Here is a 12,123-nt window from a genome sequence, read left to right as displayed (position 1 = left end):
GGAGAGGGTTTCAAGCGGCGCTTGCGCCTGCGCTTTCTCCCGCGCTAGAACCCCGTTCGTCGAAAAAGGCAGGGTCGGTTCCCGGTAAGCCCGACCCCTTCCGGTTTCCGGAAGCTCTGAGCATGCCGCCTTCCGAGGCGCGCACGAGCACCCACGACGCGAAGCCCGGCGGCTGTTCGCCGGGTGCTCGCGTGTGGGCCATGCCGAACGACCGCTCCCACGTGGGCTCCATACGACCGGAGCGATCCATGCGACTGAACCACCTCGACCTGCACGTGCCCGACGTCGCCGCCGCGCGCGACTTCTTCGTCGACATCTTCGGCCTGAAGGCCGTCGAGACCCGAGGCCAGGACGGCCTGGCCATCCTCCACGACGACGCCGGGCTGGAGCTGATCCTCAGCCGGCCTATCGAGAAGTTCGGCGGGGCCGACGGCGTCATGGCCGGCGCCAACACCTACCATGTCGGCTTCATCCTGCCGGAGCGGGCCGAGGTCGACGCCGTCTACGAACGGTTGGTCGCCGCCGGCCACGAGGCCTGGCACGAACCGCGCGCCATCCGCGGCGGCTGGCTGTTCTACGCCATGGGGCCGGGCCGGATCCTGGTGGAGGTGGGATGGCGGCCCTAGCCGCCGGCCAGCGCCGTCCAGAACCGGAAGCTCTCGTAGCCGGCCCCGATGTCCGGCCCGGCGACGCCGAACGCGTGGGTCAGCAGGAAGGCCAGGCCGAAGAACAGCCGCGACACCGGCGGCACGAAGAAGATCGCCAGGAACAGGCCGATGAACACCAGGTTGCCCAGGCGCACGGCCTTCTGCTGGATCTCCGGCGGCAGGTAGGGGCGGATCACCCCGAAACCGTCCAGGCCCGGCAGGGGCAGCAGGTTGAGGATCAGCGCCCAGGCCTGCAGCAGGGCCAGGAACGCCGCCGCGTGGGTCAGGGCGCTGTCCCGGGCGCCGAACGTCCGGTCGGCGGCCAGGCCGATCGCCAGGCAGGCCAGCACCAGCAGCGTGCCCAGCGGTCCGGCCAGCGAGGCCAGGGCCCGGCCCCGGCGGCTGCGCATCAGGTCGTCGCGCAGATAGACCGCCCCGCCCGGAAAACCGATGCCGCCCATGGCCAGGGCCAGCAGCGGCAGGACCAGGCTGGTCGACAGGTCGGTGTATTTCAGCGGGTCGAGGGTCAGGTAGCCCTTCTCGGCCACGGTGTGGTCGCCGGCCTTGTGGGCCACGAGGGCGTGGCAGAACTCGTGGATCGCCACGCTGAGGATCCAGCCGACCACCACGAAGGCGAAGGTCAGCACGCCGGGCGGATCGGGCAGCCGGGCCAGGGCGATCGCCAGGCCGGCGAAGATCGCCGCCAGGATCACCGCGTTGGCGCTGATCGGCGTCGGCCGGGGTTTGTGGGCCGGAGCGTCGGTGAGGGCCATGGGCGGTCTCGTGGGGATGAAGCTTCGCGGGTGGAGCTATAGCACTCCAGCGCGTTTCCATAGTCCGTCATCCCCCGCTTTATGCGGGGGACCCAAGCTGATCTGGCCGGCGTGGCTTGGGTCCCCCGAACAAGTCGGGGGATGACGGACGTTTGGGGTGGCGAGAGAGATCAATCCACCCCCGCCAACACCGCCCGGATCGTCTCCACCACCCGGTCCACCTGCGGCTTCTCGATGATCAGCGGCGGCGACAGGGCGATGATGTCGCCCGTCACCCGCGTCAGCAGCCCCTGGTCGAAGGCGGTTTCGAACGCCGCCAGGGCCCGGGCGGTCGGCGCGCCCGGGCGGGGCTCCAGCTCGATGCCGGCGATCAGGCCGAAGTCGCGGATGTCGATGACGTGGCGGGCGTCGCGCAGGCTGTGCACGGCCTCGCGCCAATAGGGCTCCATCTCCAGCGCGCGCTGGAACAGGCCCTCCTCCTGATAGACCTCCAGTGTCGCCATCCCCGCCGCGCAGGCCAGGGGGTGGGCCGAATAGGTGTAGCCGTGGAACAGCTCGATGGCCGCGTCGGCCCCGTCCATCATCGCCTGGTAGATCGTGTCGGACGCCGCCACCGCCCCGGCCGGCACGGCGGCGTTGGTCAGGCCCTTGGCCATGCAGATCATGTCCGGCGTAACCCCGAAGCGCTCGGCCGCGAAGGCCGCGCCGACCCGGCCGAAACCGGTGATCACCTCGTCGAAGATCAGCAGGATATCGTGCTTGTCGCAGATCGCCCGCAGGCGTTGCAGGTAGCCCTCGGGCGGCACCAGCACGCCGGTCGACCCCGCGACCGGCTCGACGATCACGGCGGCGATGTTGCTGGCGTCGTGCAGGGCGACGATGGCCTCCAGGGCGTCGGCCAGTTCGGCCCCGTTTTTCGGCTGGCCCTGGCTGAACAGGTTGCCGGCCACGCCATGGGTGTGGGGCAGGTGGTCGACGCCGGTCAGCAGGCTGCCGAAATACTTGCGGTTGGTTGGGATGCCGCCCACCGAGATGCCGCCGAACCCGACGCCGTGATAGGCGCGCTCGCGGCCGATCAGCCGGGTCTTGGTCCCCTTGCCGCGGGCTCGGTGATAGGCCAGGGCGATCTTCAGGGCGGTGTCGACCGACTCCGAGCCGGAATTGGTGAAGAAGATGCGGTCCAGGCCCGGCGGGGTGATCTGGGCGATGCGGCTGGCGAAGGCGAAGGCCGCCGGGTGGCCCATGTTGAAGGTCGGGGCGTAGTCCATCTCGCCGGCCTGGCGGCGGATCGCCTCGACGATCTTCGGCCGGTTGTGCCCGGCGTTGACGCACCACAGGCCCGAGGTGGCGTCGAGAATCTGGCGGCCGTCCGGCGTGCGGTACCACATGCCCTCGGCGTGGCTGAGCATCCGCGGATTGGCCTTGAAGCGCCGGTTGGGCGTGAACGGCATCCAGAAGGCGTCGAGGTCGTTTGCGCCGAAATCGGGCATGGCGGGAGTCTCCAGAGGGCCTTGCATTGTGATCGCAATTGTTGGCCTGCTGGCAACCCCCGACCTGCTGAGGCCGGGATGAGCCCCGCTAAAGGCCAGCCGAGGGAGGGACCATGTCGGAGCCGCGATCCCGCCGCGCCCTGGCCGACAATCCAGCCGTCCACGACCAGGTCTACGAAGCCATCCGCCAGGCCCTGATCACCGGCCGCATAGCCCCCGGGGTCGGGGTGTCCCTGCGCAGCCTGGCCGCCGAGCTCGGGGTTTCGCCCATGCCGGTGCGCGACGCTGTGCGGCGACTGGTGGCCGAGCGGGCCCTGGCGATCAACCCGGCCAACAAGCGGCTGAGCGTCCCGTCCCTGACCGCCGCCCGGCTGGAACAGCTGTCCCAGGCGCGGCTGTGGATCGAGCCCGAGCTGGCGGCCCGCGCCGCGCCGCGCGCCGACGCCGCCCTGATCAAGCTTCTGCAGACCATCGACGCGGAGGTCGACACGGCCCTGACGCTCGGCGACGTCGACCGCTACATGACCGCCAACCACCGCTTCCACTTTGCGATCTACGAACGGGCCGAGGCCGACGTGCTGCTGTCGATGGCCGGCGGGCTGTGGCTGCAGATCGGACCGTTCATGCGGGTGGTGTTCGGCCGGGTCGGGGCCGACGGCCTGGTCGCCGACCGCCACGCCGAGGCGCTGGGGGCGCTGAAGGCCGGCGACGCCGAAGGGGCGCGGCGGGCGATCGCGGCGGACCTGAGCGAGGGCATGGACAAGATGCGAGTGGCCGTGGAGGCGGGCGGGTGAAGGCCGCGGCAAAACGGGGGACAGGCCCATGGGCCTGTCCCCGATCGCGTCGGCGGCGCCCATCGTTTGGGCGCGGCGCGCATCGCGTCCCCTCCCACCTTGACAGCCGCCCTTCCGGCGCGAACTGTGATCACAGTTTTATGAAAGACGTTCCGTGACCGTGCTTTCCCCCATCGACGCGTTGAAGACCCTCGCCCTGCCCGGACGGGCGGTGATCGACGGCGCGCTGGTCGAGGCGGCCTCGGGGGCGACCTTCCACAACGTCTCGCCGCGCGACGGCACGGTGATCAACCTGGTCGCCGCCTGCGAGGCCGCCGACGTCGAACGCGCCGTGGCCAGCGCCCGCGCCGCCTTCGAGGACGGCCGCTGGCGCGACCAGGGGCCGCGCGACAAGAAGCGGGTGCTGTTCCGCCTGGCCGAGCTGATGGAGCGCGACGCCGAGCAGCTGGCGCTGCTGGAGAGCCTCGACACCGGCAAGCCGATCCGCGACGCCCGGGCGGTCGACGTGCCGCTGGCGATCAACACCGCCCGCTGGTACGCCGAGGCGCTGGACAAGGTCTATGGCGAGGTCGGCGCCTCGCCGGTCGATCGGCTGAGCTATGCCGTGCACGAGCCGCTGGGGGTGATCGGGGCCATCGTGCCGTGGAACTTCCCGCTGCACATGGCGATGTGGAAGGTCGCCCCGGCCCTGGCCATGGGCAACAGCGTCGTCCTCAAGCCGGCCGAACAATCGCCCCTGACCGCCCTGAAGCTGGGCGAACTGGCGCTGGAAGCCGGGCTCCCGGCAGGGGTCCTGAACGTGGTCCCCGGCCTCGGCGGCGTGACCGGCCAGGCCCTGGCCCTGTCGATGGACGTCGACATGATCGCCTTCACCGGCTCGGGCCCCACGGGCCGCCGGCTGATGGAATATTCGGCCCGCAGCAACCTGAAACGGGTGTCGCTGGAGCTGGGCGGCAAGTCGCCGCAGATCGTCTTCGCCGACTGCCCCGACCTGGAGGCCGCCGCCCAGGCCGCCGCCTGGGGGGTGTTCTATAACCAGGGCGAGGTGTGCACCGCCGCCTCGCGCCTGCTGGTCGAGGCCTCGATCAAGGACGACTTCCTCAACCGGGTGATCGCCGTGGCCCGGACCATGGTCCCCGGCGACCCGCTGGACCCGGCGACGGTGTTCGGGGCCATGGTCAGCGAGCGGCAGATGAACACCGCCCTCGACTACATCGCCACCGCCCACAGCCAGGGCGGCCGCCTGCTGATGGGCGGCCGGCGGGCGCGGCAGGACAGCGGCGGCTTCTATGTCGAGCCGACCATCTTCGACCGCCTGGAGCCCGACCACACCCTGGCCCGCGAGGAAGTGTTCGGCCCGGTGCTGGGGGTGCAGACCTTCACCTCGGACGACGAGGCCATCCAGCTCGCCAACGACACCGTCTATGGCCTGGCCGCCGGCCTGTGGACGTCCGACATCAACCGGGCGTTCAAGGGCGCGCGGAGCCTGAAGGCGGGCCTGGTGTGGATCAACGGCTGGGACGCCTGCGACATCACCATGCCGTTCGGCGGCTTCAAGCAGTCGGGTTTCGGTCGCGACCGCAGCCTTCACGCGTTGCACAAGTACGCCGACCTGAAGTCGGTGTCCGTGACGCTGAGGTGATGACCATGAGGCTCGAACTCGTCGAAACCGCCGCCCTCATCGATGGTCTCTGGATCGAGGCTGACCGAACCTTCGACGTGACCAACCCGGCCGACGGCGCGGTGATCGCCCAGGTCGCCGACCTGGGCGCGTCGGAGACCAAGGTGGCCATCGAGGCCGCCCATCGCGCCTTCCCGGCCTGGGCCGCCCGCACCGCCAAGGACCGCGGGGCGATCCTGCGCAGGTGGTCCGACCTGATGCTGCTCCACGCCGAGGCCCTGGCCCGGCTGATGACCGCCGAACAGGGCAAGCCGCTGGCGGAGTCCCGGGGCGAGGTGGTCTATGGCGCGGCGTTCGTCGACTGGTTCGCCGAGGAGGCCAAGCGGTCCTACGGCCACGCCATCCCGACACCCGACCCCAGCAAGCGGCTGGTGTCGATCAAGCAACCGGTCGGGGTCTGCGCGGCCATCGCGCCGTGGAACTTCCCGATCGCCATGATCACCCGCAAGGTCGGCCCGGCCCTGGCGGCCGGCTGCACCGTGGTGGTCAAGCCGGCGGCCGAGACCCCGCTGTGCGCCCTGGCCATCGCCCGGCTGGCGGTCGAGGCGGGCGTGCCGGCCGGGGTGCTCAACATCGTCACCGGCAAGGACAGCGGGGCCATCGGCAAGGCGCTGTGCGACGATGCGCGGGTGCGGAAACTGTCGTTCACCGGCTCGACCCCGGTGGGCAAGCTGCTCTACGCCCAGTGCGCAGGCACCATGAAGAAGCTGTCGCTGGAGCTGGGCGGCAACGCGCCGTTCATCGTCTTCGACGACGCCGACCTCGAGGCCGCCGTCGACGGGGCCATCGCCAGCAAGTACCGCAACACCGGCCAGACCTGCGTCTGCGCCAATCGGCTGATCGTCCAGGCGGGCATCCACGACGCCTTCGCCGCGCGGCTGACCGAGAAGGTCGCGGCGATGAAGGTGGGCGCAGGCACGGACGAGGGGGTGACCATCGGCCCGCTGATCAACGCCAAGGCCATGCGCAAGGTCGGAGACCTGGTCAGCGAAGCCATCCTGTCCGGGGCCGAGGCGCTCACCGGCGGCGGGCCCGATCCCCTGGACGAAGACCGGTTCTACACGCCGACGGTGCTGGTGGGCGTGACGCCGGACATGCGCATCTTCCAGGAAGAAATCTTCGGCCCGGTCGCGGCGCTCGTCCGGTTCGAGACCGAGGCCGAGGCCATCGAACTGGCCAACGCCACGCCGTTCGGCCTGGCCTCGTACTTCTACAGCCGCGACGTCGGCCGCTGCTGGCGGGTGGCCGAGGCCATCGAGGCCGGCATGGTCGGGATCAACGAAGGCATCATCTCCACCGAGGTCGCGCCGTTCGGCGGGGTCAAGGATTCGGGTCTTGGCCGCGAGGGCGCGTCCGAGGGGCTCGATGAGTATCTGGAGACCAAGTACCTGTGCTTCGGCGGGGTGGGGGGATGAGGTTTTCCATCGTCACCTGTCCCTCCCCCTTTTGGGGAGGGGGGACCAGCGAAGCTGGTGGGGGGGGCTTCACCGCCGCACTAAGCGCTCTGCACCGATCCCCCACCCGACCCCTTCGGGGCCACCCTCCCCACAAGGGGGAGGGACGGGAGGAAGAGGGCGGTCTTGGCGGAGGATCTCCGCCATGAATCCCCAACCCGCCGCCATGCCCACCCTCTCCGACCTGCTCCACGCCGAAGCCGCGCGCTTCACCGCCGAGCACCCGCGCTCCATCGCCATGTCGCGGCAGTCGGCCGAGGTCTGGCGCGGCGGGGCGCCGATGCACTGGATGACCGACTGGGCCAGCCCCTGTCCGGTCTTCGCGGCCCAGGGCGTCGGGGCCCAGATCACCGACGTCGATGGCAAGCTGTACGACGACTTCTGCCTGGCCGACACGCCGGCGATGTTCGGCCATGGCGAGCCCGCCGTGGCCCGGGCCGTCGCCGACCAGGCGATGCGCGGGACCGGTTTCATGCTGCCCACCGCCGCGGCGGTGATCGTCGGCCGGCTGCTGGCGCAGCGGTTCGGCCTGCCGCTGTGGCAGGCGGCGACCACGGCCAGCGACGCCAACCGGGCCGCCATCCGCTGGGCGCGGGCGGTGACCGGACGTCCCGTGATCCTGGTGTTCGACGGCGGCTACCACGGCATGGTCGACGACGCCTTCGTGGTGCTGAAGAACGGCCAACCGGCGATGAAGCCGGGCCTGCTGGGCCAGGTCCACGACCTGACCGCCACCACCCGCGTCGTGCCGTTCAACGACCTGGCGGCGCTCGAAGCGGCGCTCGCCCCCGGCGACGTCGCCGCCGTGCTGGCCGAGCCGGTGATGACCAATTGCGGGATGATCCTGCCGGACCCTGGCTTCCACCACGCCCTGCGCGCCTTAACGCGCAAGAGCGCGACCCTACTGGTCATCGACGAGACCCACACGATCTCCACCGGCCCCGGCGGCTACACGCGGGCCCACGGCCTGGAGCCGGACATCTTCGTGGTCGGCAAGGCCATCGCCGGCGGCGTGCCGGCCGCCGTCTGGGGCGTGACCACCGAACTGTCCGAACGCATGGACCGCGCCGCCGCCCAGGTCGGGCTGGGACAGTCGGGGATCGGCACCACGCTTTCGGGCAACGCCCTGGCCCTGGCCGCCATGCGCGCCATGCTGTCCGAAGTGATGACCGATACGGCCTATGACCGGATGCTGGCCGGGGCCGAGCGGCTGGTGGCGGGCCTGCGCGCGGTGATCGCCGCCCGGGGCCTGGCCTGGTCGGTGGTCCATGTCGGGGCCCGGGTCGAGCTGGTCCTGGCCGATCCTCCACCGAAAAACGCCGCCGCGATGCGCGAGGCGCTGGACCCCGACCTGCTGTCCGCGCTTCATCTGTGGCTGATCAACCGTGGGGTGCTGATCGCGCCCTTCCACACCATGATGCTGGTGTCGCCGGTCACCGAGGACGCCGCCATCGACCGTCTGGTCGCGGCGGTGGACGGGTTCGCCGGGGCGCTGGAGGGGCTGAATTGATGATGACGTCGCGCGATACCCTCTCCCCTCCGGGAGAGGGTTCATGAGCGTCGCTGATCCCCAGGAATGCCGCGACTTCCTCGCCGCCAACCCTGGCGTGAAGTACGTCGAGGTGTTCTTCACCTCCATGACCGGCGTGCCGCGCGGCAAGCGGTTGCGCGTCCACGAACTGCAGGCGATCTACGACTATGGCCGCTTCCTGCCGGGCTCGATCCTGGTGGTCGACACGCTTGGGGCCGACTGCGAGGAGACCGGCCTGGTCTGGGAGGACGGCGACGCCGACCGTCGCGCCCGGCCGGTGCCGGGCACGCTGACCCTGGCCCCGTGGCTGGGTCCGGACATGTGCCAGGTGATGCTGTCGCTGTACGAGCTGGACGGGGCGCCCAACGACCTCGACCCCCGCCATGTGCTGAAGCGGGTGCTGGACCGCTTCGCCGCCGACGGCCTGACGCCGGTCGCGGCCTGCGAGCTGGAATACTACCTGGTCGACACCGAGCGCGGCCCGAACGGTGAGCTGCAGCCGCCGAAATCGGCCCTGACCGGCCGCCGGCCGCAGGGCATCGAGGTCTATGGCCTGCCCGAGCTGGAGGCCATCGCCCCGTTCCTGCGCGAGCTGTGGGACACCTGCGACGTGCTGGGCGTGCCGCTGGAAGGGGCGATCTCGGAGTTTGCCCCCAGCCAGGTCGAGCTGACCCTCAAGCACAAGCCCGACGCCCTGGCCTGCGCCGACGACGCCCTGCGCTACAAGCGGGCCGCCAAAGGCGTCGCTTTGCGACATGGAAGCGAGGCGACGTTCATGGCCAAGCCGTGGGCCGACAAGGCCGGCAACGGCTTCCACGTCCATGTCAGCTTCAACGACGGGGCCGGGAACAACCTGTGCGCCAGCGACGATCCGGAAGGCTCCGACCTGCTGCGCCACGCGATCGGCGGCATGAAGGCGCTGATGGCCGAGTGCATGGCCATACTGGCGCCCAACGCCAACAGCTACCGCCGCTTCAAGGCCAACAGTTACGCGCCGGTCGCCCCGACCTGGGGCGTCAACAACCGCACGGTCAGCCTGCGCGTGCCGGCCGGCCCGCCGCCGACCCGGCATGTCGAGCACCGCGTGGCCGGAGCCGACGGCAATCCGTACCTGGTGCTGGCCGTGCTGCTGGCCTGCGCCCACCACGGCATCACCAACCGGATCGACCCAGGCCCGGCGGTGGTCGGCGACGGCTACGCGGCCGCCGCCCAGGAGAAGATCCGTCTGCCCACCGACTGGTACGCGGCGGTGAACCTGTTCGAGGGCTGCACGGTGCTGCGCGACTATCTGGGCGACCGGTTCGTGGAGATGTTCGTCTCGGTGAAACGCACCGAGCAGGCGCGCTTCGCCGAGGTGGTCACGCAGCTGGATTATGACTGGTATCTGCGCAACGCCTGAGGGTTGCGTGGCGAGTAGGGAGCTTGAGTTGCAAGGATGATCTCCCTTCCCCCTTGATGGGGGCAAGGGCCGGGGATGGGGGTGAAGGAGGTTCCGGATGTGGCGCGGCCGAGGTCGCCGCCACCGCCGTAGTCACCCTCACCCCCGACCCCTCCCCATCAAGGGGAGGGGAGTTCTGATTTATCCGTCACCAGACGAATTCAAGGGGAGACACCAGGGCCATGAGCACCAATCGCATTCTCGGCACACGCCGCTCGCTGCTGACGGCCATGGGCGCCGCGGCCATCGGCATCAGCTTCACCGCCTGCGGCGAGAAGCCCAAGGCTCCGGCCGCCGGCGGCGAGGAAGCCAAGCTGAACTTCTACAACTGGGACACCTATATCGGCGAGACCACCCTGGGCGACTTCAAGAAGGCCTCGGGCGTCGACGTCAATATGAGCCTGTTCGCCACCAACGACGAGCTGTTCGCCAAGCTGAAGGCGGGCAACGCCGGCTACGACGTGGTGGTGCCGTCCAACGAGTTCGTCACCCGCATGGGCCAGGCGGGCATGCTGGAGGCCCTGGACCATTCCAAGATCCCCAACATCAAGAACATCGACCCCACCTTCCTCGATCCGGCCTACGACCCGGGCCGCAGGTTCTCGATGCCCTACACTTGGCTGGTGCTGGGCATCGGCTATCGCAAGAGCAAGGTGAACGGCGTGCCCGACAGCTGGAAGTGGCTGTTCGACAGCGACCAGTACAAGGGCCGCATCGCCCTGCTGTCGGAAAGCGCCGACCTGATCCGCCTGTCCGCCAAGTACAAGGGCCACAGCGTCAACAACATCCCGCCCGAGCTGGTCAAGGAGATCGAGCGGATGCTGATCAAGCAGAAGCCCTATGTGAAGGCGTTCCACGACGACAACGGCCAGGACATGCTGGTGGCCGGCGACGTCGACCTGGTGCTGGAATATAACGGCGACATCGCTCAGGTGATGAAGGACGACCCGGACCTCGGCTTCGTGGTCCCCAAGGAAGGGTCGCTGATCAACTCCGACACCCTGTGCATCCCCAAGGGCGCGCCGCGTCCGGACAACGCCCACAAGTTCATCAACTACCTGCTGGACGCCCAGGCCGGGGCCGAGATCTCCAAGACCATCCTCTACCCGACCCCCAACGCGGCGGCCAAGGCGCTGATGCCGGCGTCCTATCGCGACAACCCGGTGATCTTCCCGGCCGCCGACATCATGAGCAAGTGCGAGTACGGGGCGTTCGAGGGGGCCGAGAAGGCCAGCCTGTACGAAGAGGTGATCACCCGGGTGCGGGCGGCTTAGGGGCTTTAGGTCCTCCCCCTCTGGGGGAGGTGTCGCCGAAGGCGACGGAGGGGGGAGTTGGCCGAGGTGGGTCTGCTCCCCCCACCGGCCCATTCGGGCCGCCTCCCCCACAGGGGGAGGAACGAGGAAGGGGAGCAAGGCGCATGGAGCAGAGCTGGAAACAGGCCAAGAGCGTCTTCGCCGCGGCGCTGGGCGCGCCGCTGGTGTGGCTGGTGCTGTTCTTCCTCGTGCCGATGGCCATCGTCTGGGCCTACAGCTTCGGTCACAACGAGGGCCTGACCCAGATCGCCATCACCGGCACGTTCAAGAACTACGCCCGGGCGATCGAGCCGCTGTACCTGAAGATCTTCCTGAAGTCGGCCGGGGTGGCGGCCCTGACCACCGGCCTGTGCCTGGTGATCGGCTTCCCGGTCGCCCTGGCGATCACCTTCGCCTCGCAGAAAGCCAAGGCCTGGCTGCTGCTGCTGATCATGCTGCCGTTCTGGACCAACCTCTTGATCCGCACCTACGCCCTGATCGCCGTGCTGCGGGACGAGGGCTACATCAACAAGGGCCTGGAGTGGCTGGGGGGGATCGCCGACAAGGTCGCGCCCCTGGCCCCGTTCCAGCCGGTGGAGATGATGCACACCAATTTCGCGGTGGTCGTCGGCCTGGTCTATGTCCACCTGCCGTTCATGGTGCTGCCGCTCTATTCGGCGCTGGACCGGCTGGACAAGTCGCTGCTGGAGGCCAGCCTCGACCTGGGGGCCGGCCACATGCGCACCCTGTTCAAGGTGGTGGTGCCCCTGGCTCTGCCGGGCATCGCCTCGGGCGTGCTGATCACCTTCATCCCGGCCCTGGGCGCCTACCTGACCCCCGACCTGCTGGGCGGCCCCGACAGCCAGATGATCGCCAACGTCATCGAGCGCCAGTTCAAGCGCGCCAACGACTGGCCGTTCGGCGCGGCCCTGTCGTTCCTGCTGATGTACCTGACCTTCGTGGCGATCGCGGTGCAGGCGGTGGTGGGACGGAAGAAGGAGGGACGGGGATGAGCCTTCTCGA

The 12,123-nt window shown here is 69.6% G+C and carries 10 protein-coding genes; 8 read left to right on the top strand and 2 right to left on the bottom strand.

Annotated elements, in window-relative coordinates:
* Nucleotides 1-248 precede the first annotated feature (248 nt).
* Nucleotides 249-626, top strand: coding sequence for a VOC family protein (locus tag PMI01_RS13000; RefSeq protein WP_007669154.1), 378 nt, complete (start codon nt 249-251; stop codon nt 624-626).
* Here the strand turns inward: PMI01_RS13000 and PMI01_RS12995 are convergent.
* Nucleotides 623-1,420, bottom strand: a complete 798-nt coding sequence (locus PMI01_RS12995; protein ID WP_007669152.1) for a site-2 protease family protein — start codon at nt 1,418-1,420, stop codon at nt 623-625. The two genes, PMI01_RS13000 and PMI01_RS12995, sit on opposite strands and share 4 nt — an antisense overlap.
* 170 nt (nt 1,421-1,590) lie before the next feature.
* Entirely contained in the window at nt 1,591-2,910 is a 1,320-nt protein-coding gene (locus tag PMI01_RS12990) for an aspartate aminotransferase family protein (protein ID WP_007669149.1), read from the bottom strand.
* A gap of 113 nt (nt 2,911-3,023) precedes the next feature.
* On the opposite strand from PMI01_RS12990, the gene PMI01_RS12985 reads away from it, so the two are divergent.
* The 7 genes from PMI01_RS12985 to PMI01_RS12955 all read left to right on the top strand — a co-directional run bounded on the left by PMI01_RS12985 (nt 3,024) and on the right by PMI01_RS12955 (nt 12,113).
* Nucleotides 3,024-3,704, top strand: a complete 681-nt coding sequence (locus tag PMI01_RS12985) for a GntR family transcriptional regulator (protein ID WP_007669131.1) — start codon at nt 3,024-3,026, stop codon at nt 3,702-3,704.
* A gap of 154 nt (nt 3,705-3,858) precedes the next feature.
* Nucleotides 3,859-5,346, top strand: a complete 1,488-nt coding sequence (locus tag PMI01_RS12980) for an aldehyde dehydrogenase (RefSeq protein WP_007669130.1) — start codon at nt 3,859-3,861, stop codon at nt 5,344-5,346.
* A gap of 5 nt (nt 5,347-5,351) precedes the next feature.
* Nucleotides 5,352-6,800 (top strand): NAD-dependent succinate-semialdehyde dehydrogenase, encoded by a 1,449-nt coding sequence (locus PMI01_RS12975; protein WP_007669129.1) that lies wholly within the window; start codon nt 5,352-5,354, stop codon nt 6,798-6,800.
* 184 nt (nt 6,801-6,984) lie between these two features.
* Nucleotides 6,985-8,349 (top strand): aspartate aminotransferase family protein, encoded by a 1,365-nt coding sequence (locus tag PMI01_RS12970; RefSeq protein ID WP_007669128.1) that lies wholly within the window; start codon nt 6,985-6,987, stop codon nt 8,347-8,349.
* 43 nt (nt 8,350-8,392) lie between these two features.
* Entirely contained in the window at nt 8,393-9,769 is a 1,377-nt protein-coding gene (locus PMI01_RS12965; protein ID WP_007669127.1) for a glutamine synthetase family protein, read from the top strand.
* A gap of 221 nt (nt 9,770-9,990) precedes the next feature.
* The gene (locus PMI01_RS12960) at nt 9,991-11,082 is read left to right on the top strand and encodes an ABC transporter substrate-binding protein (RefSeq protein ID WP_007669125.1); all 1,092 of its coding nucleotides are present in this window, start codon (nt 9,991-9,993) and stop codon (nt 11,080-11,082) included.
* A 143-nt stretch (nt 11,083-11,225) separates the two neighbouring features.
* Nucleotides 11,226-12,113: an ABC transporter permease gene (locus PMI01_RS12955; protein ID WP_007669124.1), complete on the top strand. Its 888-nt coding sequence runs from the start codon at nt 11,226-11,228 to the stop codon at nt 12,111-12,113.
* Nucleotides 12,114-12,123: the final 10 nt, after the last annotated feature.

The organism is Caulobacter sp. AP07 (assembly GCF_000281955.1).
Lineage (GTDB): Bacteria > Pseudomonadota > Alphaproteobacteria > Caulobacterales > Caulobacteraceae > Caulobacter.
This window is presented reverse-complemented; position numbering and strand designations above follow the sequence as displayed.

What these genes read in the sequence shown, in the direction of transcription:
- PMI01_RS13000 (WP_007669154.1), top strand. Translation starts at nt 249, where the DNA reads ATGCGACTGAACCACCTCGACCTGCACGTGCCCGACGTCGCCGCCGCG.
- PMI01_RS12995 (WP_007669152.1), bottom strand. Translation starts at nt 1,420, where the DNA reads ATGGCCCTCACCGACGCTCCGGCCCACAAACCCCGGCCGACGCCGATC.
- PMI01_RS12990 (WP_007669149.1), bottom strand. Translation starts at nt 2,910, where the DNA reads ATGCCCGATTTCGGCGCAAACGACCTCGACGCCTTCTGGATGCCGTTC.
- PMI01_RS12985 (WP_007669131.1), top strand. Translation starts at nt 3,024, where the DNA reads ATGTCGGAGCCGCGATCCCGCCGCGCCCTGGCCGACAATCCAGCCGTC.
- PMI01_RS12975 (WP_007669129.1), top strand. Translation starts at nt 5,352, where the DNA reads ATGAGGCTCGAACTCGTCGAAACCGCCGCCCTCATCGATGGTCTCTGG.
- PMI01_RS12970 (WP_007669128.1), top strand. Translation starts at nt 6,985, where the DNA reads ATGAATCCCCAACCCGCCGCCATGCCCACCCTCTCCGACCTGCTCCAC.
- PMI01_RS12965 (WP_007669127.1), top strand. Translation starts at nt 8,393, where the DNA reads ATGAGCGTCGCTGATCCCCAGGAATGCCGCGACTTCCTCGCCGCCAAC.
- PMI01_RS12960 (WP_007669125.1), top strand. Translation starts at nt 9,991, where the DNA reads ATGAGCACCAATCGCATTCTCGGCACACGCCGCTCGCTGCTGACGGCC.
- PMI01_RS12955 (WP_007669124.1), top strand. Translation starts at nt 11,226, where the DNA reads ATGGAGCAGAGCTGGAAACAGGCCAAGAGCGTCTTCGCCGCGGCGCTG.